A 26043-nucleotide genomic window follows, 5' to 3' on the forward strand; every position below is an offset into this window, starting at 1 on the left:
GCCATGCGCGGCTGGCTGGCGGGCGGCCTGAGCGGCCTCGGTGTGCTGCTGGCCGCACCTCTGGATGCGGCGACCACCAGCAGCTTCATGGTGACGGCGCAGATCGTCGCCGGGTGCCTGGTGGTGGGCGGCGTCAGCAACTACGGGACGCTGAACTATGGCACGCAGTCGGCGCTGGCCACCAGTGTCCTCGGCACCTCGCTGGGCGGTACCACGGTGACCTTTCAGTGCACCCCGGGGGTGGCCTTGAGCATGAGTGTGGATGGCGGACAGAACAGTTCCAGCGGTACACGCTACCTCAAGCGCACGGGCGGCACGCAGGTGCTGGCCTACCAGTTGTACCGGGATGCGGCTTACAGCCAGAGCCTGGGGATCGGCCAGAGCGTGGCCGTGAGCTACACCGACCCGACGGCGATCAAGCTGCCGGTGTACGGCCGGCTCCAGCTGAGCGGTACGCTGCCGGCAGGGACCTATACCGATGTAGTGCAGGTGACGGTGACCTGGTGAATACATCGGCACCAACGACCAGTATCCAAGGAGAGCTTCATGGGGGCAGGCGCGAAGTGGGCGCGTGGATTGATCGGTGCGTTGTGGCTGGCGAGCCTGCCGGCCGGGGCCGCCACCTCGGTGCTTATCTGGCCGATCGACCCGGTGCTGGAGGCTGACCAGAAGGCCGGCGCACTATGGCTGGAAAACCGCGGCACTGCACCGGCCAACCTGCAGGTGCGGGTGTTCGCCTGGCGCCAGGGTGACTACCAGGAACAGTACCAGGCGCAGCGCGAGATCATCGGCAGCCCGCCGGTGGCCAACATCGCCCCCGGGCAGAAGCAACTAATCCGCCTGACCCGCACCGGCCCCTCGCCAGTCGGCCAGGAGCAGGCCTACCGCATCATCATCGACGAAATCCCGCCCGCCATCCCCGTCGACAAGGCCGAGCCCGGCACCACCGCTGCGATCCGCCTGCAGATGCGCTACTCGGTGCCCCTGTTCGTCTACGGCGAAGGCCTGTGGGGCAAGGCCGACCCTGCGGGCAAGCGCAATGCCGAGGGTGTCGGCAAGCCGCAACTCAGCTGGCGCGCGGTAAGCGTGCAGGGCAAGCCCTACGTGGAACTGCGCAACACCGGCCCTGTGCATGCACGCCTGACCGATGTAGTGCTGCAACAGGGCAGCCAGACCACGCCACTGGCCGAGGGCCTGCTGGGCTATGTGCTGCCGGGGGCCAGCATGCGCTGGCCAGCACCGCAGGCACCGAATGCCGGCAGTGTGCTGAAGGGGAGGTTGAACGGCCAGAGCAGTGCGGACGCCATCCGCCAAAGCCAATGAGCTCGCGCCTGAATGCCGAGCAGGGCCCAGGGAGGACCTGGCAATGGTTGGAAACCGTGTGTGAGGTGGCTGACGGCGGCGACGCACCGCTGGTGCCTGGGGCTGGCCCTGGTCGGTTCTGGCCTGGTGCTGGCCGACGACCTGCCGCCACCGCCTACGGAGCTGTCCGCCATCGCCGACGCCACGCTGTACCTCGAGCTGCTGGTGAACCAGATGCCCAGAGCTGAACTGGTGCCGGTGCAGCAGCGCGCCGGGCAGTTGTACCTGGACAGCGAGGTGTTGCGCGGGGCCGGTGTCTCGCTGCCGGGCAACCCCCAGGGCGAGGTGGCGCTGGAGGCCATCGCGGGGCTGCACGCCGACTACGACAGCCAGAACCAGCGCCTGCTGCTGCAAGTGCCGCCGGCCTGGCTGCCCGACCAGCAGCTGGGCGACCGCAACCTGTACCCGGCCAGCGATGCGCGCAGCAGTTTCGGCGCGTTGTTCAACTACGACCTGTACCTCAACGACACCGATGACGGCGGCAGCTACCTGGCAGCCTGGAACGAACTGCGCCTGTTCGACAGCTGGGGTACGTTCTCCAGCACCGGGCAGTGGCGCCAGTCGTTCAATGGTGCGCCGGCCGACGACACGCGCCAGGGCTTCTTGCGTTACGACACCACCTGGCGCTTCACCGACGAGCCGCGCCTGCTGACCTACGAAGCCGGTGACCTGGTGACCGGCGCCTTGCCCTGGAGCAGCTCGGTGCGGGTCGGTGGCCTGCAGCTATCGCGCGATTTCGCTGTGCGCCCCGACCTGGTCACCTACCCGTTGCCGGCGTTCTCCGGTGAAGCAGCGGTGCCGACCTCGCTGGACCTGTTCATCAATGGCTACAAGTCCAGCACCACCGAGTTGCAGCCGGGCCCCTACACACTGACCAACGTGCCGTTCATCAACGGCGCCGGGGAAGCGGTGGTGGTCACCACCGATGCCCTTGGTCGGCAGGTGTCGACCACTTTGCCGTTCTACGTCACCAGCAGCCTGCTGCAGCAGGGCCTGGCGGATTATTCGGTGGCAGCCGGTAGCCTGCGCCGGGACTACGGAGTGCGCGATTTTGCCTATGGCCCAGGGGTTGCCTCGGCCAGCCTGCGCTACGGGGTCAGCGATATCCTCACCCTGGAGACCCATGCCGAAACTGCCGAATCGCTGATGCTGGGCGGCCTGGGCGGCAACCTGCGCCTGGGCAACTTCGGCGTGCTCAACGCTGCCTTGGCGCAGAGCCGGTTCGACGGCGACAAGGGCCACCAGGTCGCCCTCGGCTACCAATACAACAGCCAGCGCATCGGCTTCAGCTACCAGCGCCTGCAACGCCATGGCGACTACGCCGACCTGACCCGGGTCGACAGCCAGGACATACAGCTGAGCCAGCGCAGCGAACAGGTCACGTTGAGCCTGAACCTGAACGAATACGGCAACATCGGTGCCGGCTACTTCGATGTGCGCGCCGGCGACGGCACGCGTACCCGGCTGATCAACCTGAGCTACAGCAGGCCGCTGTGGGGGAACAGCAGCGTGTACCTGTCGGCCAACCGTGAAGTGGGGGACAGCCAGTGGGCGGTGCAGGCACAACTGGTGATCCCGTTCGACCTGCACGGCACCTTGGCCCTGGGCATGGAGCGCAGCCAGGAAGGCGAGACCTTGCAGCGGGTCAACTACAGCCGCGCGACGCCGGTGGGTGGTGGTTTCGGGTACAACCTGGGTTATGCCGCCGGTAGCGAGCGCGATGCTTACCGCCAGGCCGATGTCACCTGGCGCCTGCAGTCGGTGCAGTTGCAGGCCGGTGTGTATGGCAGCAGTGGCGAAATGACCCGCTGGGCCGACGCCAGTGGTTCGCTGGTGTGGATGGATGCCGGGCTGTTCGCTGCCAACCGTATCGACGATGCTTTCGTGGTGGTCAGCACCGGTGGCTACGCCGATGTGCCGGTGCGCTATGAAAACCAGGAAGTAGGCCGCACCGATGCTGACGGCCACCTGCTGGTGCCGTACGGCAGCGGTTACTACCGCGGCAAGTACGAGATCGACCCCATGGACCTGCCGCCGGACATCCTCGCGCCGGAAGTGGAACAGCGGGTGGCGGTGCGCCGAGGCAGCGGCTACTTGCTGGAGTTCCCGCTCAGGCGCGTGCTGGCGGCCAGTGTCGAACTGGTGGACGCTGACCGGCAGGCGCTCAAGCTGGGCAGCCGTGTCACCCATGCTGAAAGTGGCGGCCAGGCTGTAGTCGGTTGGGATGGCCTGGTGTACCTGGAGAACCTGGCGGCGCATAACCGCCTGCAGGTGGAGCTGGAAGGGGGCGGGCATTGCCAGGTGGCGTTCGACCTGCCTGAAGCGCAAGGCTCGATCCCCTTGATCGGTCCGTTGGTGTGCAAATGACGGCCTGCTGGCGTGGGTTGTGGGCGGGGTTACTGTTACTGCCGGCAGGTTCGGCGTGGGCGCTGTGCTCGTCGGTCGCGACGTCGCCGGCAGCGTTCGGCAGCCTCAGCTCGCGGCAGGTACTCAACACGGTACAAAGCACCTCGACGCTGAACTCGGGGTTACAGTGCAGCGGTTCGCTGCTTACCCTGCTCAGCAGCGATGATCACTTCTACGCCACCATCCTGCCCGCGTCGGGCGGCCTGGTCGGTCCGACGGGCGACGTCATCCCCTACACGCTGTATGCCGACAACAGTACCAACTATCCGCTGACCCGTGGCCAGCCCTACGACTTCGCCCGCAACAGTATCATCGACGTGCTGGGGTTGCTCGGCAGCTCCACGCCCAAGACTGTGCCGATCTACATGCGTACCCAGACTGGCAGCAACGTCGCAGCAGGCCTGTACCAGGAGACCCTGACCGTGGCCTGGAGCTGGAATTACTGTGCGGGAATTGGCCTCGGCGGGCTTTGCGCGGGGCGTGACATCAACTCGGGTAGCCAGAATTTGTACGTGAGCCTGACGGTGACCAACGACTGCCAGATCACCACACCCACTATCAGCTTCTCCAGTGCGCCGGTGGTGGCAGGCTTCGGCACGGTGAGCCAGAGCCTGAGTGTATCGTGCACCAAGGGCAGCAATTACACCGTGGGCCTGGATGACGGCCAGAACGCAGCCAATGGGCGACGGCGGATGAAGTCGGCGGCCAACAACTACCTGGCCTATGACATTTTCAAGAGCGCCGGTGCGGTGCGCTGGGGTTCGGTAGGGGCTGCGCGACGGGCCAGTGCCGATGCCGATGTAAACCCCGGCACGGGTACCGGCACCGGTAGCCAGGTGTTCAACTACAACGCCAAGGTCTACACCGACCAGGCTACACCGCCGGCGGCGACCTATACCGACAGTGTGATTCTGGATGTGCAGTTCTGAGTGCAGGGACCTTGTGGGAGCGGCGGTCCGCGTAACCTGTGGGAGCGGCTTTAGCCGCGAAGAATCCAACGCGGTGCATGGCACCGGCTACGCCGGTGTTCGCGGCTAAAGCCGCTCCCACAGGGTCCCTGCTAATGCCATGAGTCATGTGCAGTCCTGTGAGAGCCGGCTTGCCGGCGATGGGCCGTTTCAGTCAACGCAAATCGCCAACCATCTTCGCCAATGTCTCCAGAACCGCCCCGGCCAACGCCTTCGAGCGCGCCCCCGACCAGCCGGTGACGGCATCTGGCGCGTCGTCATGGTCCTTGAACGGCATTTCCAGGGTCAGCGACAGGCAGTCATGCGCCATCCCCACCGCGTTGCAGGCCAGCGTCGTGTTGGCCTGCCCCGGTTCGTCGCGGGTGTAGCCATGCACCGTCTGGAAGTCGCGGGTCAGGCTGCACAGGGTGCTGCGGAACTGCTCTTCCAGCTTGGCCAGCCGCGGCGTGTAGCCCGGGTTGCCCTCGCAGGCCGCGGTGAACACATGGGGAATCTCTTCGTCGCCATGCACGTCGATGAACGCATCCACGCCGTATTGCTTCATCTGCGCCTGGGCGAAGAACACCTCTGGGGTGAGTTCGACACTGGCGTCCTGCCAGGCACGGTTGAGGTCCTTGCCCTTGAAGTTGGTGCGCAGGTGGCCGAGGAAGGCACCGTCGGGGTTCATGTTGGGGATCAGGTACAGGTCGGCCTTGGCGAGCAACTGCTGGATCACCGCGTCGTTGGCCTGCAGGCGGTCGATCACGCCTTCCATGAACCACTCGGCCATGTGTTCGCCCGGGTGTTGCTGGGCAATCAGCCACAGCTTGCGCTTGCCAGCGGCACCGTCACCGGCGCGCAGCAGGGGAATGTCGCGGCCCTGTACGCTGCGGCCATTGGCGAGCAATTCGACCCCTGGCAGTTGCCGGGCACGTTCGATCAGCTGGTTGTGGCGCGCGCGCGGGTAGGGCTCGAAGTAGGCGAACCAGATGTGTGGCTGTTCGGCCTTTACCTCGAACGACAGCGCCGTGCCGTCGAACTGGCTGGGGACGCGGAACCAGGTGTGCTGATCGTAGGAGGCCACGGCGTTGTAGCCGCTCCAGGCATTCTTGTAGGAGGAGCCGGAGGCGTTGTCGAGGCTGAAGCGATGGACCTGGCCCGGCGTCAGCCCGCTGACCTTGAAGTGGAACCACTGGTAGTGGCCGCTGTGGGTGTCCGGGCGGATGGCCAGGTGTACCTGGGCCGGGTTGCTGGCATCCAGCACCTGGATGTTGCCGGAGTCGAAATCGCAGTCGATCTGCAGGGGGGACAGCGTCACGGTCATGTGCCGGGCTCCTTCTGGGGGCTTTGTTGTGAGGCTACTGTACACGGCTTGACAGGGTTGATGCGCGAGATCAGGCGACGCGGGGCGATCTCATATGTTTCCTACAGGCTATTTGAAGAACTGACTCGGCGTGATACCGAACTGGCGCTTGAACATGCTGGCGAAGGCACTGGGGCTGTCATACCCCAGCGTCCCCGCCACATCGATGATCCGCTCGCCCAGGGCGATCCGCTCCAGTGCCTGCATCAGCCGCGCCTGCTGGCGCCACTGGCCGAAGGTCATGCCGGTTTCCTTGCGGAACAGGCGCTGGATGGTCTTTTCGTCCACCCCCAGCTGCTGGCCCCAGTCGGCCAAGGTGGCGTTATCGTCAGGTCGCTCATGCAGCGCCGAGCAGATCGCCTGCAGGCGCTTGTCGCCGGGCTGCGACAGCTTCAGCGGCAAAGTCGGCAGCACGCAGATCTCGTCGAGGATCAGGCGCATCACCCGGGCTTCACGCGAGTCTTCGGCAAACGGCGCGGTAAAGCCTACGGAGGCCTTGATCAGTTCGCTGAGCAACGGCGAGATGCTGATGGCCTTGCTCTGCACGGGCAACTGCACTGCCGCGTCGGTGCGCACGAACACGCTGCGCATCTTCACATCGCCCACGCAGCGGATCGCGTGCACCTGGCCGCAGGGCATCCAGACGCCGCGGCTGGGGGGCACGGTCCAGCGTTCGTTCCCGGACTCGACGATCATCAGGCCTTTGGTGGCATAGATCAGTTGGTGCTTGGCATGGCTGTGGGGCTCGATGAACCAGTCGGTCGGGTAGTCCGTCGCACGGCTGCCCACTTCCCAGGTCCACTCATCGACCTCCACCAGCAATTCACGCTGCGGCTTTAGCATTTCGACCTCTTGTACAGGCAGCCCGGCACGCCCATTTTAACAGCAGCGGCTGGGGCGGGCTTGCGAGCGGGTCGCCGGCAGCAGCGCGGTGGCCAGCCCCAGCAGCGGCAGGAACGAGATGACCTGGTACACCCACTCGATGCCATGCCGATCGGCCAGTTCACCGAGCCCGGCGGCGCCGATGCCGCTGATACCGAACATCAACCCGAACATCACCCCCGACACCATGCCGACCCGGCCCGGCACGGCCTCCTGGGCATACACCACCAGGGCGGCGAAGGCCGAGGACATCACCAGGCCGATGGCCACCGCCAGTACCACGGTCCAGGCCAGGTTGGCGTAGGGCAGGGCGAGGGCGAAGGGCGCAACGCCGAGGAACGAGACCCAGATCACCGCCTTGCGCCCGATACGGTCACCCACCGGGCCACCGGCGAAGGTGCCCACTGCCACGGCCGCGAGGAACACGAACAGGTACAGCTGGCTGTGCTGCACGCTCAGGCCGAAATGCTCCATCAGGTAGAAGGTGAAGTAGTTGGTGAACGAGGCGATGTAGACGAACTTGGCGAACATCAATACGGCGATAACCGCCACGGCACGCCACATGGCACCGCGCGACAGGCCGGCTGCCTGCTGGCCGGCGAAGGTCTTGAGCCGGGTCTGGCCGTGGCGCACGGTCCAGCCGGTTACCCGTAACAGCACGAATACCGCCAGCGCGGCCGCCAGCATGAACCAGGCAATGGCCGGCTGGCCATACGGAATGACGATGGCAGCGGTCAGCAGCGGGCCGAGGGCCGAGCCGGTGTTGCCGCCGACCTGGAAGGTCGATTGCGCGGTGCCGAAGCGCCCACCGGAAGCCATTCTGGCCACTCTCGAGGCTTCGGGGTGGAAGGTCGCCGAGCCCACGCCGACCACCGCGGCGGCCACCAGCAGCATTTCATAGCTGCCGGCGAAGGCGAGCAGGGCGATGCCTACCAGAGTCACCAGCATGCCGGCCGGCAGCAGGTAGGGTTGCGGGTGCTTGTCGGTGTACAGGCCGACCCAGGGTTGCAGCAGGGAGGCGGTCACCTGGTAGATGAGGGCGATCCAGCCGATCTGGGCAAAGCTCAGCGCGAAATCGCTCTTGAGCATCGGGTAGATCGACGGCAGCACGGCCTGGATCAGGTCGTTGAGCAGGTGGGCGAACGCGGCAGCGCCGACGATGCGGACCAGAAAACCCTGGGGTTGGTCGGCAGGTGTGGTGGCGGCCATGGAGGCGGTGGAGGTCGTCATGGGCAAGGTTCTTCTGTGGCAAGGGGGCAAGGCATTGCCGGCGCAGGTTAGCCAGTACCCGGGTTGCCTGTCTCACGCCGAACAGGCAGCTACTGTCGCGTTTCGGACATCTCCAACGTGGGGCTACTTTGCAGCCCTTCGCGGGCACGCCCGCTCCCACCGGAACCGCGTATTTCCTGAGCTCAGCGCGACACCTGTGGGAGCGGGCGTGCCCGCGAAGGGCCGCAAGGCGGCCCCAATTTCATTGACCCTGCCGCGCCACCCAGCGCAACAAGGCGGCAATCGGTACGCTGCGATGAACCTCGTGCCGGTAGGGTTTGCCCTCGGCGGTAAAGCGTTCGCGATAGCGGCTCAGCACCAGGCTCCGACCATCAGCCGAAACCCGGGCCTCCAATTCGTGCAGCAGCAGCGGTTGCCGGGCAGCGCCTTCCAGGCGCCTGAACAGCAGCACGGCGGCTTGAGCATCATTCGTCACGGGCACCCCCTGCACAGTCCACTGGCCACGCTCCCGGCTCGCCGGCCTTGCCTTCCGCCACCCGGTTGCTGCGCCGCTGCGCGGTGTAGTCACGCAGCGCGAGGTAGTAATCAGGCCAGGTGCGCAGCAAGTCGGTCAGTGGCAGTGCTTCGGCTCGTGCGTCGACCATGCCTCCAGCCGTGGCTACGTTGCCCAGGGTTTCGACGGTAGCGCTGTTGCCGCCAAACGGGTCCAGCGCCAGGCCCAGTAGCGTGCCGGTGGCATCGCGCAGGTTGTGGGTGCCCAGCAGCGGCAGCTCGACGATGGGGCCATCGGCGATGTTCCACACCCCGAAGGTCTGGCCAAAGTCCGAGCGGTGCTGGCTCAGCCCCATTTTGCCAGACACGTCGACCAGCCCCGCCACACCCAGGGTGGTGTTGAAGATGAAGCGGCTGAGGCTGGTCATCGCCCGTTCGCCATTGCCCTGCAGCAGGTCGTTGACGAACACCTTGGGCTCACCGAAGTTGCTGGCAAAGTTGTGCATGCCCTGTTGGGCAAAACCGGGCAGCGCGGTGTAGCCCCGGGCGACGGGGGCCAGCAGATAGTCGTCGACCGTGCGGTTGAAGGCGAATACGGCGCGGTTGGCGGGCTCGGCCGGGTCACTGACCTGATAGGCGACATTGCCGCAGGCAGCCGTGGCCGCTGCACGTTGGCTGCAGCCTCCCGCCACGAGCAGCGACAAGGCCAGCGCGGCAGAGCGCGCGGAACGGGAGGCGGATGATGAACGGGACATAGATGCATTCCTGGCAAGAACTGGCGGCGATGCTGCGCAGTTTTCTTTGCCTGGGAATGTCCGGATTGTCTCGGTGTCGACACTTTGTTTCCGGGTTGAAATATATGACGGCTGTGTAGGGATGGCCTTAAAGTACCGCTTGATAACCTTGTTTTGCGGTGCTTTTTTGTGAGCCATTTGCTGATAGTCGACGATGATGTCGAGGTGCTCGACCTGCTGCAGAAGTTTCTCTGCCAGCATGGTTACGAGGTTGACGTGGCCAGGGATGGCAAGGCGCTCTGGCAGGCCCTTGAGCGGCGGGTGCCAGACCTGGTCATTCTGGATGTGATGCTGCCTGGCGACAGTGGCCTGGTGCTGTGCCAGCGCTTGCTGGCCGAGCACAAGGTGGCAGTGATCATGCTCACCGCCATGGGCGAGTTGAGTGACCGGGTGGTTGGCCTGGAGCTGGGGGCAGACGACTACCTGACCAAACCGTTCGCCGCCCGTGAACTGCTGGCCCGGGTGAGGGCAGTACTGCGCCGTGCCGGTGAAGCGGCCGGTGGCGCGGCGGGCCATGCCTGCGCGATTTTGGAGTTTGCTGGCTGGCGGCTGGATGTGGTGCGACGCGAACTGCGTTCGCCGGACAACGTCATGATCCCCTTGTCCAACGGTGAGTTCGAGTTGTTGCTGGTGTTCGCCGAACATCCGCGGCGGGTGCTCAGCCGCCAGCAATTGCTGGACATGGCCCGTGGCGATGCCTACGACGCCTATGATCGCAGCATTGACGTCCAGGTGAGCCGGCTGCGCCGCAAGCTTGAAACCGACCACGGCAACGAGCCCTTGATCCGTACCCTGCGCAACGCGGGTTACCTGTTCACGCCCACGGTCGCGAAGCGATGAAGCTGTTTGCCAGGGTTCGCCAGGCCCTGCCACGGCCCAAAATCACCATTGCCCGCTGGATCGCGCTGACCACCCTGACGGCGATGTTGTTCCTGCTGCTGCTCAAGGGCTTGTTCAGCCTGTTGCTGAGCGTCTGGGCGCAGCCACCGCTGCTGGAGAGCGGGGTGATCGAGAAGGTTGCAGCGGTCACCCGCATTCTCGATGCCGCGCCCATGGCGCAGCGTGCCAACATCGCCAGTGCGGCGGGCGACGGCTCGTACTCCGTGCGATGGCTGCGCCGCCATGACGAAGCGGGCGTGCCAGCGCTGGTCGATGCCGAGTTCAGCCAGGGTACGCCTATACTGCGCGCGCTGCTCAAGCGCCCGGATGCCAGGGTCGAGGCCTTCGAACCGTCCGACATGCCGGAATACGCACCTGAGCGTGGCTATGCGCTGATGATCGAGCTGACCGACAAGTCCTGGGTGCTGTACCGTGCCACCGACCGCAGCTGGGGCCTGGATGAACTGCCGCGCAACCTGATCATCCTGGGCTTGATGCTGGTTTCCAGCCTTGCCGTCGCGCTGCTGGCCACGCGCTACCTGGCCAAGCCGCTGGAGCGCTTTGCCGAAGGTGCGCGGCGTTTTGGCAAGGACTTCAATGCTCCGCCCATTCCGGTGGTCGGCCCGCATGACCTGCGCCAGGCCATTCTCGCGTTCAATGCCACCCAGGCGCAGCTCAAGCATTTTCTCAACGACCGTACCCAGATGCTTGCGGCCATTTCCCATGACTTGCGTGCACCGCTTACGCGCATGCGCTTGCGCGCCGAGTTCATCGACGATGCCCAGCTACAGGCCAAGTTGTTCAAGGACGTCGACGAGATGCAGGCAATGGTCGATGCGGCATTGGGGTTCTTCCGTGATGATGCACGGCTGGAACAGACGACCGTATTCGACCTGGGCGAATTGCTGCTGACCGTAGTGGACGATTTCAAGGATGCGGGGGTCGAGGTCGGCCTCAGCGGGCCGCGCCGCTGTGTGTACACCGGGCGACCGGTGGGCATCAAGCGAGTGCTGGTCAACTTGATCGACAATGCCGCGAAGTATGGCCGTGAGCCCATGGTGGTGTTGGCGGTAAACGCCAGGCAGATCGAGATTACCGTGCAGGATCGCGGGCCGGGCATCGCGCCGGAGCTACATGAGCAGGTATTCGCGCCGTTCTACCGTATCGAAGGTTCACGCAACCGCAATACCGGTGGTGTTGGGCTGGGCCTGCCCGCAGCACGGGCCATCGTGCTGGAGCAGGGAGGCAGCGTGACCCTGGGCAACCGCCCCGGTGGCGGTCTGGAAGTCAGGATCATGCTGCCGCTGGGCTGATCAGAGCCCCATTTCGCTGAGCCCGGGGTGATCATCCGGGCGCCGGCCCAACGGCCAGTGGAACTTGCGCTCGGCTTCACTGATTGGGTGTTCGTTGATGCTCGAATGACGGTTCTGCATCAGCCCGTCGTCGGCAAATTCCCAGTTCTCGTTGCCATGGGCGCGGTACCACTGGCCGCTGTCGTCGTGGTACTCGTAGACATAGCGCACGGCGATGCGGTTGCCGGTGAAGGCCCACAGCTCCTTGATCAGGCGGTACTCCAGTTCATGGTTCCATTTGCGCGCCAGGAACGCCTCGACCTCGGCACGGCCGCGGGGGAACTCGGCGCGGTTACGCCAGACGGTGTCGATGGTATAGGCAAGCGCGACCTTGGCCGGGTCGCGGCCGTTCCAGCCATCTTCGGCCAGGCGGACCTTTTCGATGGCGCTTTCACGGGTGAAGGGTGGCAGGGGTGGGCGGGACATCGGGGTTCTCCTCAGGTCGGTTGGCTTGAAGGAGAGTAGTAGCCGATGGCCGAACAGAGAATGGGTGTGCCTGGCACTTCATAATTGCAGTGCATGGAACAATTCAGATCGGTCGAGAAAGCTTGCGCAATCCCCCTGGGGGATCGCCCAGTCCTTTGGGCTGCGCTCCCACAGGGGGACTCTATCAGGCTGCGTCGGCTGCGGCTTTCCCGGCGACCTTGCTACGGCCACCCAGCCACACCAGCAGCAGCCCGGCAGCCGCCAGCACGCCACCGGCCATCGGCACTGCCGCAAAGCCCAGATCCAGGCTGATCACCGCACCACCCAGCGCCGCGCCCAAGGCGTTGCCCAGGTTGAACGCGCCGACGTTGATCGACGAGGCCAGCCCCGGTGCTTCGATGGCGGCGATCATCACCCGCATCTGCAGCGGCGGTACCACGGCGAAGGTGAACATGCCCCACACCAGCAAGGCGATGGCGGCGCCGATGTGGCTGCCCAGTACCAGCGGCATCAGCAGCATGATCACTGCCAGTGCCGCGAGGACGATCCGCGCCGCACCCTCCAGCGACCAGTCGGCCAGGCGGCCACCCAGGCTGTTGCCCAGGGTGAAGCCGATACCGATCAGCATCAGGCCCAGGGTGACGAAGCTGTCCGAGGCGCCGGTCAGTTCGGCCAGTACCGGTGCCACGTAGGTGTACAAGGTGAACATGGCGCCGGCACCGAGCACGGTGGTGGCCATTGCCAGCAGCACGCTGGGGCGGGCAATGACCGCCAGCTCCTTGCGTACATGCGGCACGCTGCCGCGTTCACCCTTGGGCAGGGCGTACCACAGCGCGGCCATGGCCAGCAGGCCCAGCACGGCGGTACCGGCAAAGGCCATGCGCCAGCCGACCTGCTGGCCGATCCAGGTGGCGGCCGGCACGCCGCCGATATTGGCGATGGTCAGGCCCATGAACATGGTGGCCACGGCACTGGCCTGTTTCTCCTTGGGCACCACACTGGCGGCCACCACCGCGCCAAGGCCGAAGAATGCGCCGTGGTTGAGGCTGGTGACCAATCGCGAGGCGAGCAGGGTGTAGTAGTCCGGTGACAGCGACGACAGCAGGTTGCCGAGGGTGAAGATGGCCATCAGTGCCATCAGTGCGGCGCGCTTGCCGAAACGGCTGAACAGCAGGGTCATGATCGGCGCGCCGACCATCACACCAATGGCGTAGGCGGTAATCAGCATGCCGGCGCTGGGGATGCTGACGTCGACACCTTGGGCGATCACCGGCAGCAGGCCCATCGGCGTGAACTCGGTGGTGCCGATGCCGAAGGCACCGATGGCCAGGGCAAACAGGACGCGCCCGGCGTTCATTGCGCGTGCTCCGGCGCGGCCAACTCGGTCAATGGGCATGGGGTGGCCTCCGTCAGTTTGACTGGTGTCTCATGGAACTGTGGCAGTACGTATTCGGCGATTTCGTGCAGGGTTTCGTCCAGCGGTCGCACGTTACGCCGCAGGTGCAGGCCGATATGGTCGACGCCCGCCGCGCGCAGGGCGCCGAGCTCGGCCGCCAGTGCCTTGCGGCCACCGCGAAAACCGAAGCGCCAGCGTTGCAGCGGTTCGTCGGGGTTGTCCGCCAGGTCCAGGTGGATGAAGCTGCTGTAGGGCTTGTCGCCCGCCACCGCGCGCCAGGCGGCGACCCGCCGCCGGTGGTCATCCGGCGTGCCGGGGTAGGCCAGGCAGCCGTCCAGGTTGCTGCCGATCCATGCCGGGCTTTGCTGGGCCAGGCCGGCTACCAGCAACGGCAGCGGCGAGGCGGTGCCGGGTAATACGGCCAGACCTTCGGGCAGGTGGCCGTTGGCACCATCACGCAGCAGCGCGACCTGTTGGCGGAATGCGTTGCCGCGCCCCTCGAAATCCCGACCGAACAGCGGGTATTCCACTGGCCGGTCACCACTGGCCACGCCCAGCAGCAGGCGATTGCCGCTGAGGCGCTGCACACTATTGGCCGACTTCAGGGTCAGCAGCGGTTCGCGAATCGGCAGCACCACGGCAGCCGTGCCGAGCAGGATGTCGCGGGTTACCCCGGCCAGGTAGCCGAGGTAGGCAAACACCTCGAACACCTGGGCGGCGTCGCCGAACGACGGGTCATACAGCGGCACATCGCGGATCCACAGGGCGCGGTAGCCCAGGCGGTCGGCCAGTTGTGCCAGTTCTGCATGGCGGGCCAGGTCCGGCTCGCCGAACTGGCGGCCGTTGCGGCGCCGTGCCTGTTCACCGGCGGGCGTCCAGTCGTGGTCCAGCGGCGCTTCCAGGCCGACACTGAAGCCGCCAGCGGTCAGGCGTTCGAGGGGTGTGGTCATGGCATCAATCCCAGATTGGCGCCAGGCCGTCAGGGCTCACTTCGCGGCCATTGCGCTCGAGCTTGGCGATGCGCGCCATGTCGTCGGCGTCCAGCTTCAGGTCACGGGCGAGCAGGTTGCTGGCCAGGTTTTCGCGTTTGGTCGACGACGGGATCACCGCGTAGCCCAGCTGCAGGGCCCAGGCCAGGGCAACCTGGGCGACGGTGGCCTTGTGCTTGGCGGCGATGTCGGCCAGTACCGGGTCTTTCAGGACCTTGCCGTAAGCCAGGGTCATGTACGAGGTGACGGTGACGCCTTGCTCCTTGAGGAACGCGGTCAGCTTGCTGTTCTGCAGATACGGGCTGAGCTCGATCTGGTTGGTGGCGATTTCGCCTTTGCCGACCACTTCGATGGCCTGGCGGGTCAGTTCGATGTTGAAGTTGGATACACCGATCTGGCGAGTCAGGCCGAGCTTCTTGGCTTCGGCCAGGGCGGCCATGTATTCGGGCAGTTCAACGCCGTTGCCTGGGGCTGGCCAGTGGATCAGCAGCAGGTCGACGTAGTCGGTGCGCAGTTTCTGCAGGCTCTCGCGCAGGCTGGGGATCAGCTTGTCCGCGGCGTAGTTTTCAATCCAGATCTTGGTGGTGATGAACAGTTCGTCGCGCTTGACGCCGCTTTCGGCGATAGCCTGGCCAACGTCGGCTTCGTTCTTGTAGATCTGTGCGGTGTCGATGACCCGGTAGCCCAGTTCCAGGGCCGACTTGACGGAATCGATGACGGCCTGGCCGGTGAGGCGGAAGGTGCCGAGGCCGAAGGATGGAATGCTCATGGATCTGCTCCTGATGCGTAAGGGGTGAACCGAGCCGAGCCTGGTCGCTCGGGTTCGATCGCTTTTCGTGTGGGGAGCAGTGTGCGGCTTTGAGGGGGATTGATTAAGGTGGGGCGGGGCCAAGGTCATTTGACCGGGAGGCAAGAATAGGCCGTTGTGTCGTGACTGTTGCTGCAGGAATGCAGGGTAAGCCTGACCCGGCCTCTTCGCGGGTGAACCCGCTCCTACAGGTACTGCACCGTTCCTGAGTGCGGCGCAGACCCTGTGGGAGCGGGTTCACCCGCGAAGAGGCCGGTACAGGAAAACGAAACAGCCCGCCATGAAGGCGGGCCGTCTGGCATTGCAAGGCGACAATCAGCGGCGGCGGAACAGCGGCAGCGGCTCGTCGGTGGCGGCCTGGTAGGTCACCGAGAAGTCCTTCAGGCTTTGCAGCGCGTCTTCCGGGTCCTTGTCGGCACGGATGGCGAACGCGTCAAAACCGCAACGGGCCATGAAGAACAGCTGGTCACGCAGCACGTCGCCAATGGCGCGCAGCTCGCCCTTGAACTTGTAGCGGTCACGCAGCAGGCGCGCATTGGAGTAGTTGCGCCCGTCGGTGAACGCCGGGAAGTTCAGCGCGATGACCTGGAAGTGATGTACGTCCTCGCCGATTTCTTCCGCCTGCTCGTCGCTGTCCAGCCACACGCCCAGGCCGCCGTCGCGGGCCTTGAGTACGTGGGCATGGTCGCGCCACATCTGCAGCGGGACGATGTAGTCGTCGCAGTTGGTCAGCTCGTCAAAGGACGTTTCCTTGGGCAGCAGGTGCCAGGTTTCGTCGACGATCTGGTTGTTCTTAATGATTCGCTGCATAGACGCGTTCCTTGAAGGGGTCGATGCCAATACGCTGGTAGGTGTCGATGAAACGCTCTTCCTCGGTACGTTGCTCGACGTACACGGCGATCAGCTTCTCGATCACATCGGCCATGTCTTCCTGGGCGAAGGACGGGCCGAGGATCTTGCCCAGGCTCGCGCCACGCGCGGCATTGCCGCCCAGCGACACCTGGTAGAACTCCTCGCCCTTCTTGTCCACGCCGAGGATGCCGATGTGGCCCACGTGGTGGTGGCCGCAGGCGTTCATGCAGCCGGAGATGTTCAGGTCGATTTCGCCGATGTCGAACAGGTAGTCCAGGTCGTCGAAGCGGCGCTGGATGGATTCGGCGATCGGGATCGACTTGGCGTTGGCCAGCGAGCAGTAGTCACCACCCGGGCAGCAGATGATGTCGGTCAGCAGGCCGATGTTCGGGGTGGCGAAGCCGCTTTCGCGCAGTTCCAGCCACAGGGCGTGCAGCTGGCGCTGCTCGACGTCGGCAAGGATGATGTTCTGCTCGTGCGAAGTGCGCAGGAAGCCGAAGCTGTAGCGCTCGGCCAGGTCGGCCACGGCGTCCAGCTGCTTGTCGGTCAGGTCGCCCGGGGCAACGCCGGTGGGCTTCAGCGACAGGGTCACGGCCACGTAACCAGGGCGCTTGTGAGCGCGGGTGTTGCGCGAGCGCCAGCGGGCGAAGCCCGGGTACTCGGCGTCCTGAGCGGCGTAGTCGACGTTGTCCAGGGCCAGGTAGGCCGGGTCGACGAAGTGGCGCGATACACGCTGCACTTCGGCTTCGGTCAGGGTGGTGCTGCCGCCGCGCAGGTGGACCATTTCGGCCTCGACCTTCTCGGCGAACACTTCCGGGGTAAGGGCCTTGACCAGGATCTTGATCCGCGCCTTGTACTTGTTGTCACGGCGACCGTAACGGTTGTACACACGCAGGATGGCATCGAGGTAGCTGATCAGGTCTTGCCACGGCAGGAATTCGTTGATGAACGAGCCCACCACCGGGGTACGGCCCAGGCCGCCACCGACCAGCACGCGGAAGCCCAGTTCACCAGCGGCATTGCGCACCGGCTCCAGGCCGATGTCGTGCACTTCGATGGCGGCGCGGTCTTCCTGCGAGCCGTTGATGGCAATCTTGAACTTGCGCGGCAGGTAGGCGAATTCCGGGTGGAAGGTGGTCCACTGGCGGACGATTTCGCACCAAGGGCGCGGGTCGACGATTTCGTCTGCGGCCACACCGGCGAACTGGTCGGTGGTGGTGTTGCGCAGGCAGTTGCCGCTGGTCTGGATCGCGTGCATCTGCACGGTGGCCAGTTCGGCGAGGATGTCCGGGATGTCTTCCAGCGCCGGCCAGTTGAATTGCACGTTCTGGCGGGTGGAGATGTGGGCGTAGCCCTTGTCGTAGTCGCGGGCGATCTTGGCCAGCGTGCGGACCTGGGTGGCGTTCAGCTGGCCGTACGGCACGGCGACACGCAGCATCGGCGCGAAACGTTGGATGTAAAGGCCGTTCTGCAGGCGCAGAGGGCGGAATTCTTCTTCGCTCAGCTCACCGGCCAGATAGCGGCGGGTCTGATCACGGAACTGCTTGACGCGGTCCTCGATGATCCGCTGATCGTACTCGTCGTATACGTACATAAAAGTCCTGTCTCAGGCATGCAGCTATTCGCGCGCACGGCCGCGCACTCCGCTTCGGAGCCGAGGAACGATAGCAGGTTGTGTTTATGCGCTAAAGTGATGTTTTTGCATATGAAAAGAACCAAATGGACTATGTGAGACTGACTGCCATTTGTGCGCTTGGAGTGGCCTGGCGTTTATAATCCGGTGTTTGCTTCGCAGGGATTTCAGCCCATGCTCAAGGCGTTGTGCCATAGCTTGTGTCTTGCCTTGCCGCTTGCGGCAAACGCGCAGCCGGCTTCGGTGGTTTTCCTCAATCCAGGGTTGTCCACCGAGACGTTCTGGACCAGTTATACCCGCTTCATGCAGGCCGCCGCGGACGAGCTGGGCATGACCCTGCGCGTGGAATACAGCGAGCGCCGCGCCGACCTGGCGCTGACCCAGGCCAAGGCGATCCTGAGCGGGCCGCAGCGGCCGGATTACCTGGTGCTGGTCAACGAGCAGTACGTGGCGCCGGAGATCATCCGCCTGTCACGTGGCAGCGGGGTCAAACTGTTCCTGGTCAACAACGGCCTGACGGCCAGCCAGGCCCGTAGCATCGAGGCCCAGCCCGACAAGTATGCCGAGCTGCTGGGCACCTTGACGGCCAACGACGAGCAGGCGGGCTTCCAGATGTTGCGCCAGATGGTCGCGCAGTTGCCCCGCGACAGCGGGCCGGTGGACCTGGTGGCCTTCGCCGGGGTCAAGACCACGCCGGCCTCGCAGCTGCGCGAGGAAGGCATGCGCCGCGCCCTGGCCGATTTCCCCCAGGTGCGTTTGCGTCAGGTGGTGTATGGCGGCTGGAGCCGCCAGCGCGCCTATGAGCAGGCGCAGCAGCTGCTGGAGCGCTACCCGGCCACCCGCCTGGTGTGGTCGGCCAATGACGAGATGGCCTTTGGTGCCATGCAGGCGTTTGAGGAGGCGGGGCGCAAGCCGGGGCGCGATGTGCTGTTCAGCGCCATCAACAGCTCGCCCGCTGCCCTGCGGGCACGTATCGACGGGCGCCTGAGCGTGCTGATGGGAGGGCATTTCACCCTCGGCGGTTGGGCCATGGTGATGCTTCACGATGATGCCCAGGGGCTGGCAGTGAACCGCGACGGTCTGCGCGAGCATCGCACGCCGGTGTTGCAGCCGATCGACCAGGCCAAGGCGAAGCATTGGCTGAAACTGCTGGAACGGGCCGACTACGGCGTCGATTTCCAGCAGTACAGCGCCGAAGGGCGGCCACCTGGCTACCAATACCCATTTTTGACGTCACCAATCAATTATTGAAAGACCCTGCTTGAGTGAAGGGCATTGCTCGTCTTAACTGCTGGTGGTGAAGTGCATTCCCATAACCACTACAAGAGGCAATGCAATGGGAAACTCAACCAAGGTCCGCAAAGCTGACAGCAGCGTCGATGCCTGGGCGATCCTCTGCCTGATCGTTCTGGTGGTGGTCACTGCCGTGTATTGGGTCAGCCACCAGTAGACTTGTATTCAAGACCGTGATGCAGCCAGAGCGCCTGCGGGAGGGAGTCTCGCAGGCGTTTTTGCTTTGCCTGTGCCGGCCTCTTCGCGGGCTAGCGAGCCAGGTGCAGGGCCAACTGCACCAGGCCGATCAATACGGCAATGAACACCAAGGTGAACAATGTCCCCAGCGCAATGAAATGGCTGGCCTTGCCGTGGGTGAAGTCGCGGGCGCGGTTCTTGCCGCTTTGCACGCCGAAGGCGGCAGCGAGGATGCTGTGCAGCATCTGCCAGAAGGTAGGGGGTTTGCCCTGGCTGGAATCGTCCATGGTGGCTCCTGAGGAAATCAGAGGCAATCAGGGACAGTGTAGGCAATGAGATCGAGGTTGGCTTTGCCGGCCTCTTCGCGGGCTCGCCCGCTCCCGCAGGTATGTCACCGGACCTGAGGCCTGTGTTGTACCTGTGGGAGCGGGCAAGCCCGCGAAGAAGCCAACGCGGTCTTAGCTATCGTACCCGAGGTTAGGCGCCAACCAGCGCTCGCTCACGCTTACATCCTGGCCTTTGCGCGCGCTGTAACGCTCGATCTGGTCCTTGTCGACCTTGCCCACGGCAAAGTACTGCGCCTGCGGGTGGGCAAAGTACCAGCCGCTGACCGCCGCCGCCGGGAACATCGCGAAGTGATCGGTGAGGAACACGCCGCTCGGCCCGGTCTCGCCGATGGCAGTGCCATCAAGCAGGCGGAACAGGGTTTCCTTCTCGGTGTGGTCCGGGCAGGCCGGGTAGCCGGGAGCCGGGCGAATGCCGCGGTACTGCTCCTTGATCAGCGCCTCGTTGTCCAGGTGTTCGTCGCGGGCATAACCCCAGTGCTCTTTACGCACCTGCTCGTGCAACCATTCGGCACAGGCCTCGGCCAGGCGGTCGGCCAGGGCCTTGACCATGATCGAGCTGTAGTCGTCGCCCTTGTCCTGATAGGCCTTGGCCACTTCCTCGGCACCGATGCCGGCGGTGGTGATGAAACCACCGACATAATCGGTGACACCACTGGCCTTCGGCGCGACGAAGTCGGCCAGCGACCAGTTGGGCTTGCCGTCCGGCTTGATGGTCTGCTGGCGCAGGTGGTGCAGGGTGGCCAGTGCCTGGCCGTTGTCGTCATAGACTTCGATGTCGTCATCGGCCACCTGGTTGGCCGGCCAGAAGCCGAACACCGCTCGGGCACTGATCAGTTTTTCGTCGATCAGCTTGTCGAGCATCTCGCGGGCATCCTTGTACAGCGCCGTGGCAGCCTCGCCGACCACTTCGTCGGTGAGGATGCGCGGGAACTTGCCAGCCAGGTCCCAGGAGATGAAGAACGGGGTCCAGTCGATGTACTCGGCCAAGGTGCGCAGGTCGATGTCTTCCAGCACCTTGACGCCGGTGAAGGAGGGTACCGCTGGCTCGTAGCCAGCCCAGTCGTACTGCGGCTTGGCGGCGATGGCCTGGGCGTAGCTCAGGCGCTCGGTGCGGGCACTGCGGTTGGCGGTGCGCTCGCGTACTTCTTCGTATTCCTGGCGGGTCTTTTCGACGAAGCCGGCTTTCAGCTCCTTGGACAGCAACTGGGTGGCAACGCCCACCGCACGCGAGGCGTCGGTGACGTAGACCACGGCGTCGTTGCTGTACTTGGGCTCGATCTTGACCGCGGTGTGCGCCTTGGAGGTGGTGGCGCCGCCGATCATCAGCGGCAACTCGAAGCCCTGGCGCTGCATTTCGCGGGCAACGTGGACCATTTCGTCCAGTGACGGCGTGATCAGGCCGGACAGGCCGATGATGTCGCACTTCTCGTCGCGGGCGGTTTGCAGGATCTTCTCGGCCGGCACCATCACGCCAAGGTCGACGATGTCGTAGCCGTTACAGCCCAGCACCACGCCGACGATGTTCTTGCCGATGTCGTGCACGTCGCCTTTTACCGTGGCCATCAGGATCTTGCCCTTGGCTTCCGGCTTGTCGCCTTTCTCGGCTTCGATGAACGGGATCAGGTGTGCTACCGCCTGTTTCATCACGCGGGCCGACTTCACCACCTGGGGCAGGAACATCTTGCCCGCGCCGAACAGGTCGCCGACCACGTTCATGCCATTCATCAGCGGGCCTTCGATCACCTCGATCGGGCGTGCGCACTGCTGGCGGCATTCTTCGGTGTCTTCGACGATGAACGCGGTGATGCCCTTGACCAGCGCGTGCTCCAGGCGTTTTTCCACCGGCAGCGAGCGCCACTCTTCGTTTTCCACTTCCTTGGTTGCGCCGCCGCCCTTGTAGTCGTCGGCGATGGCCAGCAGCGCGTCGGTGCCATGCGGGGTACGGTTGAGCACCACGTCCTCGACCTTTTCACGCAGTGCAGCCGGGATTTCGTCATAGATCTCCAGCTGGCCGGCGTTGACGATACCCATGGTCAGGCCGTTCTGGATCGCGTGATACAGGAACACCGAGTGGATCGCCTCACGCACCGGGTTGTTGCCGCGGAACGAGAACGACACGTTGGACACACCGCCCGAACTCAGGGCGTGGGGCAGGTGGTCGCGGATGTAGGCACAGGCCTCGATGAAATCGACGGCGTAGTTGTTGTGCTCTTCGATGCCGGTGGCGACGGCGAAGATGTTCGGGTCGAAGATGATGTCTTCCGGCGGGAAGCCCACTTCGTTGACCAGGATGTCATAGCTGCGCTGGCAGATTTCCTTCTTGCGCGCGGCGGTGTCGGCCTGGCCGACCTCGTCGAAGGCCATCACCACCACGGCAGCGCCATAGCGCTTGCACAGGCGGGCGTGGTGCTTGAACTGCTCGACGCCTTCCTTCATGGAAATGGAGTTGACGATGCCCTTGCCCTGGATGCACTTCAGGCCGGCTTCGATCACTTCCCACTTGGACGAGTCGATCATGATCGGCACGCGCGAGATGTCCGGTTCGCCGGCGATCAGGTTGAGGAAGCGGACCATGGCGGCCTGGGAGTCGAGCATCCCTTCGTCCATGTTGATGTCGATTACCTGGGCGCCGGCCTCGACCTGCTGCAGGGCGACCTCCAGGGCTTCGGTGTAGTTCTCTTCACGGATCAGCCGGGCGAACTTGGCGGAGCCGGTGATGTTGGTGCGCTCGCCGACGTTGACGAACAGCGACTGGCGGTCGATGGTGAACGGCTCCAGGCCCGACAGGCGGCAGGCCTTGGCGATTTCCGGAATCGCGCGCGGCTTGTACTTGGCCACGGCTTCGGCAATGGCCTGGATGTGGCCCGGGGTGGTGCCGCAGCAGCCGCCGATGATGTTGAGGAAGCCGCTGGCGGCGAATTCCTCGACCACCACGGCCATTTCCGCCGGGGTTTCGTCGTATTCACCGAAGGCGTTCGGCAGGCCGGCATTGGGGTGGGCCGAGACGTGGGTGTCGGCCTTGGTCGCCAGTTCTTCCAGGTACGGGCGCAGGTCCTTGGCGCCAAGGGCGCAGTTCAGGCCCACGGAAATCGGCTTGGCGTGACGCACCGAGTTCCAGAACGCTTCGGTGGTCTGGCCCGACAGGGTACGGCCCGAGGCGTCGGTGATGGTGCCGGAGATCATGATCGGCAGTTCGATGCCGTCTTCCTCGAACACCTGCTGCACGGCGAAGATCGCCGCCTTGGCGTTGAGGGTGTCGAAAATGGTCTCGATCAGCAGCAGGTCGGCGCCGCCTTCGATCAGGCCGCGGGTAGCCTCGATGTAGTTCGTTACCAGCTCATCGAAGGTGACGTTGCGGTAGCCGGGGTCGTTGACGTCCGGGGAAATCGAGCAGGTGCGGCTGGTAGGGCCGAGCACGCCGGCGACGAAGCGCGGCTTGTCCGGGGTTTCCAGGGTCTTGGCATCGGCCACCTGGCGTGCGATGCGAGCGCCCTCGACGTTCAGCTCGTAAACCAGCGATTCCATGCCATAGTCGGCCTGGGAAATCTGCGTGGCGTTGAAGGTGTTGGTTTCGAGGATATCGGCGCCGGCGTCCAGGTAGGCCTTCTCGATGGCGGCGATCACATCCGGGCGGCTGAGCAGCAACAGGTCGTTGTTACCCTTGACATCGCTTGGCCAATCGGCGAAACGCGTGCCACGATAGTCGTGTTCCTCGAGGCGGTAGCTTTGGATCATAGTACCCATGCCGCCGTCGAGGATCAGGATGCGCTCTTTGAGTGCGTTCTGGAGTGCTTGGAGACGAGCGCTGCGGTCGGACATAGGAACTACCTGGTCGGGCGAATTTCAGAAGGTGCAGAATCATAACAAAGCTGCGCGGTTTTTAGGCACATCGCCCATTTGCATGAAAATGGCTCATGTTGGGCGGGTGTCGGCAAAGCAGGGCACCCAAGGACGACCAGGCAAAAAATCGTGATGGCTTTCAATACCCAGGACTTTCCGCACATGGTGCATCGTATTCTTGCCGGCGTTTTCGCCCTGCTCATCAGCAGTGTGGCGTTCGGGCAAGCCCCCCAATCGAGCCCGGCTATTTCCTACACCCGGGACATTCAACCGATCTTCACCGAGAAATGCGTGGCCTGCCACGCCTGCAACGACGCCGCCTGCCAGCTGAAGCTGGAAAGCCCCGAAGGCGCGGTGCGCGGGGCCAGCAAGGTCCCGGTGTACCAGGGCGAGCGCAGCAAGGCAGTACCCACCACACGGCTGTTCTATGACGCCCACAGCGAGGGCGAGTGGCGCAAGAAGGGCTTCTACTCGGTGCTCGACAACCAGGGCAGCCAGGCGGCACTGATGGCGCGTATGCTCGAACTGGGGCACAAGACCCCGCTCACGCCCAACGCCAAGCTGCCCGAGGAAATCGTCCTGGGCCTGAACCGCAACAACATGTGCCCGTTGCCCCATGAGTTCGATGCCTATGCCGGCGCCCACCCCAAGGAAGGCATGCCACTGGCGGTGACCGGGCTGACCGACAACGAATACGACACCATGCGCCGCTGGCTGGCCGCCGGTGCGCCGGTCGAGTACCAGCCGATCAAGCCAAGCGCGGCCGAAGCCAAGCAGATCGCCGACTGGGAAGAGCTGCTCAACCGCCCGGGTTCCACCGAGGCGCTGGTCGGCCGCTGGCTGTACGAGCACCTGTTCCTGGCGCACATCTACTTCGTCGATGGCGAGCAGGGCCACTTCTTCCAGTGGGTACGCTCGCGTACACCGAGCGGCCAGCCGGTCGACCTGATTGCCACGCGCCGCCCCAACGACCCGCCTGGCACCGACTTCTATTACCGGCTGGTCCCGGTGCAGGGCGTGATCGTGCACAAGACGCACATCACCTACCCGATGGGGCCGCAGAAGCTCAAGCGGGTCAAACAACTGTTCTATGCCGGCGACTGGCATGCCGCCGCGCTGCCAGGCTACGGCCCGCGCCACCGGGCCAACCCGTTCGAAACCTTCGAGGCGATCCCGGCGGTGGCGCGCTACCAGTTCATGCTGGATAACGCCGAGTACTTCGTGCGCACCTTCATCCGTGGCCCGGTATGCCGTGGGCAGATTGCCACTGATGTGATCCGCGACAACTTCTGGGCATTGTTCCAGGAACCGGCCCATGACCGCTACGTCACTGATGCCAAGTACCGCGGCGAGGCCACGCCGCTGCTGGCCATGCCTGGGCAGATTGATGACGTGGGCAGTGTGCTGAGCCTGTGGCACGCCTACCGCGACAAGCGCAACGAGTACGAAAAACTGCGCCGCGAAGCTTATGCCGACATGCCGGCACCGGGCTGGGCGACGCTGTGGGCCGGTAACGACAACGCGTTGCTGAGCATCTTCCGCCACTTCGACAGCGCCTCGGTGACCAAGGGCCTGATCGGTGACGTGCCGCTGACCGTGTGGCTGTTCGACTACCCGCTGTTCGAACGTACCTATTACCAGCTGGCGGTCAACTTCGATGTGTTCGGCAACGTCTCGCACCAGTTGCAGACGCGCCTGTACTTCGACCTGATCCGCAACGGCGCCGAGGTCAACTTCCTGCGCCTGATGCCGGCTGATCAGCGCAAGGCGATCCTCGGCGACTGGTACCAGAACAGCGGCAAGGTGAAGATGTGGATGGATTATGAAGACATCGACACCGACACCCCGAGTGGCATCCAGCTCGACCCGCGCAACCCCAAGCGCGACTTCGGCCTGAAGCTGCTGCAGCGCACCGGCAGCCTGAATGCCGCGCCTGACCCGATCAACCGCTGCCAGGGGGCGTTCTGCTCACGGCCGCAGATGAGCGAAGAGTTCCGCAATGCCGAGCAGTCGCTCAGCCGCCTGGTGTCGCGCCCGGCTGCCGGGTTGAAGGTGATCAACCAGCTGCCCGAAGCGACCATGCTGCGCATCGAAGGGCAGGGCGGCCAGCGCCAGGTGTACAGCCTGCTGCGCAACCGCGCGCACAGCAACGTGGCGTTCCTGCTGGGCGAGGCGTACCGCTACCAGCCGGGGCTGGATACCCTGACCCTGTACCCCGGCGTGCTCAGCAGCTACCCCAACTTCATCTTCAACATCCCGACCAAGGATGTGCCGGAGTTCGTCGAGGACATGGAGTATGCGAAGGATGATGCGGCGAAGTTCGAGCGTATCGTCATGCGCTGGGGCGTGCGTCGCAGTCACCCTGAGTTCTGGCGCTACTTCCATGACCTGAACAGCTTCATCAAGGAAACCGAGCCGGTCGAGGCGGGCGTGCTGGACATGAACCGCTACGAGAACCTCTGATCGGTCGGGCTGACCTTTCCGATTACCCTGCGGTCGGACTTGCTGGGTGGTCCTGATCGATTGCAAGGGGGCTGCTTTGCAGCCCTTCGCGGGTAAACCCGCTCCCACAGGT

General features: G+C 64.5%; 21 protein-coding genes. 8 read left to right on the plus strand and 13 right to left on the minus strand.

The genetic code is table 11. The annotated features are described in order from the left end of the window. Window positions 1-3: 3 nt before the first annotated feature. From A4C63_RS19080 to A4C63_RS19095, 4 genes are all read left to right on the plus strand, one after another. Window positions 4-507, plus strand: a complete 504-nt coding sequence (locus A4C63_RS19080) for a spore coat U domain-containing protein (RefSeq protein ID WP_063914047.1) — start codon at window positions 4-6, stop codon at window positions 505-507. A gap of 39 nt (window positions 508-546) precedes the next feature. Continuing rightward, window positions 547-1323: a molecular chaperone gene (locus tag A4C63_RS19085; protein ID WP_063914048.1), complete on the plus strand. Its 777-nt coding sequence runs from the start codon at window positions 547-549 to the stop codon at window positions 1321-1323. Between the two features lie 108 nt (window positions 1324-1431). Next, the gene (locus A4C63_RS19090) at window positions 1432-3729 is read left to right on the plus strand and encodes a fimbria/pilus outer membrane usher protein (protein ID WP_063914087.1); all 2298 of its coding nucleotides are present in this window, start codon (window positions 1432-1434) and stop codon (window positions 3727-3729) included. After that, complete coding sequence (locus A4C63_RS19095) at window positions 3726-4697, plus strand: spore coat U domain-containing protein (RefSeq protein ID WP_063914049.1); 972 nt, start codon at window positions 3726-3728, stop codon at window positions 4695-4697. Before A4C63_RS19090 ends, A4C63_RS19095 begins: the two co-directional genes overlap by 4 nt. Before the next feature lie 193 nt (window positions 4698-4890). Here the strand turns inward: A4C63_RS19095 and A4C63_RS19100 are convergent, their stop codons facing one another. From A4C63_RS19100 to A4C63_RS19120, 5 genes are all read right to left on the minus strand, one after another. Further along, window positions 4891-6039 (minus strand): M14-type cytosolic carboxypeptidase, encoded by a 1149-nt coding sequence (locus A4C63_RS19100; RefSeq protein ID WP_063914050.1) that lies wholly within the window; start codon window positions 6037-6039, stop codon window positions 4891-4893. 108 nt (window positions 6040-6147) lie between these two features. After that, window positions 6148-6921: a helix-turn-helix domain-containing protein gene (locus A4C63_RS19105; protein ID WP_063914051.1), complete on the minus strand. Its 774-nt coding sequence runs from the start codon at window positions 6919-6921 to the stop codon at window positions 6148-6150. Window positions 6922-6957: 36 nt separating this feature from the next. Next, window positions 6958-8190 (minus strand): MFS transporter, encoded by a 1233-nt coding sequence (locus A4C63_RS19110; RefSeq protein WP_063914052.1) that lies wholly within the window; start codon window positions 8188-8190, stop codon window positions 6958-6960. Window positions 8191-8431: 241 nt separating this feature from the next. Further along, window positions 8432-8665: a hypothetical protein gene (locus tag A4C63_RS19115; protein ID WP_063914053.1), complete on the minus strand. Its 234-nt coding sequence runs from the start codon at window positions 8663-8665 to the stop codon at window positions 8432-8434. Further along, window positions 8655-9437, minus strand: a complete 783-nt coding sequence (locus A4C63_RS19120) for a VacJ family lipoprotein (RefSeq protein ID WP_063914054.1) — start codon at window positions 9435-9437, stop codon at window positions 8655-8657. The genes A4C63_RS19115 and A4C63_RS19120 overlap by 11 nt, the downstream gene beginning before the upstream one ends. A gap of 168 nt (window positions 9438-9605) precedes the next feature. Here A4C63_RS19120 and A4C63_RS19125 point away from each other — a divergent pair, with 168 nt between their 5' ends. Both A4C63_RS19125 and A4C63_RS19130 read left to right on the plus strand, forming a co-directional pair. Beyond that, window positions 9606-10316, plus strand: coding sequence for a response regulator (locus A4C63_RS19125; RefSeq protein ID WP_063914055.1), 711 nt, complete (start codon window positions 9606-9608; stop codon window positions 10314-10316). After that, complete coding sequence (locus tag A4C63_RS19130) at window positions 10313-11668, plus strand: ATP-binding protein (protein WP_063914056.1); 1356 nt, start codon at window positions 10313-10315, stop codon at window positions 11666-11668. The genes A4C63_RS19125 and A4C63_RS19130 overlap by 4 nt, the downstream gene beginning before the upstream one ends. Here A4C63_RS19130 and A4C63_RS19135 read toward each other — a convergent pair whose 3' ends face one another. The 6 genes from A4C63_RS19135 to A4C63_RS19160 all read right to left on the minus strand — a co-directional run bounded on the left by A4C63_RS19135 (window position 11669) and on the right by A4C63_RS19160 (window position 17772). Further along, the gene (locus A4C63_RS19135) at window positions 11669-12133 is read right to left on the minus strand and encodes a nuclear transport factor 2 family protein (RefSeq protein ID WP_063914057.1); all 465 of its coding nucleotides are present in this window, start codon (window positions 12131-12133) and stop codon (window positions 11669-11671) included. It abuts the gene before it with no gap. Window positions 12134-12317: 184 nt separating this feature from the next. Then, on the minus strand, window positions 12318-13490 hold the full coding sequence (locus tag A4C63_RS19140; protein ID WP_063914058.1) for an MFS transporter: 1173 nt from the start codon (window positions 13488-13490) through the stop codon (window positions 12318-12320). Beyond that, entirely contained in the window at window positions 13487-14479 is a 993-nt protein-coding gene (locus A4C63_RS19145) for a TIGR03571 family LLM class oxidoreductase (RefSeq protein ID WP_063914059.1), read from the minus strand. The genes A4C63_RS19140 and A4C63_RS19145 overlap by 4 nt, the downstream gene beginning before the upstream one ends. Before the next feature lie 4 nt (window positions 14480-14483). Beyond that, entirely contained in the window at window positions 14484-15287 is an 804-nt protein-coding gene (gene dkgB, locus A4C63_RS19150) for a 2,5-didehydrogluconate reductase DkgB (RefSeq protein ID WP_063914060.1), read from the minus strand. Window positions 15288-15641: 354 nt separating this feature from the next. Further along, window positions 15642-16136: a DUF934 domain-containing protein gene (locus A4C63_RS19155; RefSeq protein WP_063914061.1), complete on the minus strand. Its 495-nt coding sequence runs from the start codon at window positions 16134-16136 to the stop codon at window positions 15642-15644. Then, window positions 16120-17772, minus strand: coding sequence for a nitrite/sulfite reductase (locus A4C63_RS19160; protein WP_063914062.1), 1653 nt, complete (start codon window positions 17770-17772; stop codon window positions 16120-16122). Before A4C63_RS19160 ends, A4C63_RS19155 begins: the two co-directional genes overlap by 17 nt. Window positions 17773-17985: 213 nt before the next feature. Between A4C63_RS19160 and A4C63_RS19165 the strand changes: the two genes are divergently transcribed. Further along, window positions 17986-19062, plus strand: coding sequence for an ABC transporter substrate-binding protein (locus A4C63_RS19165; RefSeq protein WP_063914063.1), 1077 nt, complete (start codon window positions 17986-17988; stop codon window positions 19060-19062). Between the two features lie 290 nt (window positions 19063-19352). Here A4C63_RS19165 and A4C63_RS19170 read toward each other — a convergent pair whose 3' ends face one another. Together A4C63_RS19170 and metH are read right to left on the minus strand one after the other, a co-directional pair. Then, window positions 19353-19568 carry a DUF2970 domain-containing protein gene (locus A4C63_RS19170; RefSeq protein ID WP_003256398.1) on the minus strand — a complete coding sequence of 72 codons (216 nt, stop codon included), beginning with the start codon at window positions 19566-19568 and terminating at the stop codon, window positions 19353-19355. Window positions 19569-19739: 171 nt separating this feature from the next. Further along, the gene (gene metH / locus A4C63_RS19175; RefSeq protein WP_063914064.1) at window positions 19740-23447 is read right to left on the minus strand and encodes a methionine synthase; all 3708 of its coding nucleotides are present in this window, start codon (window positions 23445-23447) and stop codon (window positions 19740-19742) included. Window positions 23448-23630: 183 nt separating this feature from the next. Here metH and A4C63_RS19180 point away from each other — a divergent pair, with 183 nt between their 5' ends. Continuing rightward, window positions 23631-25931 carry a fatty acid cis/trans isomerase gene (locus A4C63_RS19180; protein WP_063914088.1) on the plus strand — a complete coding sequence of 767 codons (2301 nt, stop codon included), beginning with the start codon at window positions 23631-23633 and terminating at the stop codon, window positions 25929-25931. Window positions 25932-26043 lie beyond the last annotated feature (112 nt).

The sequence above is a fragment of the Pseudomonas sp. p21 genome, from assembly GCF_001642705.1.
Lineage (GTDB): Bacteria > Pseudomonadota > Gammaproteobacteria > Pseudomonadales > Pseudomonadaceae > Aquipseudomonas.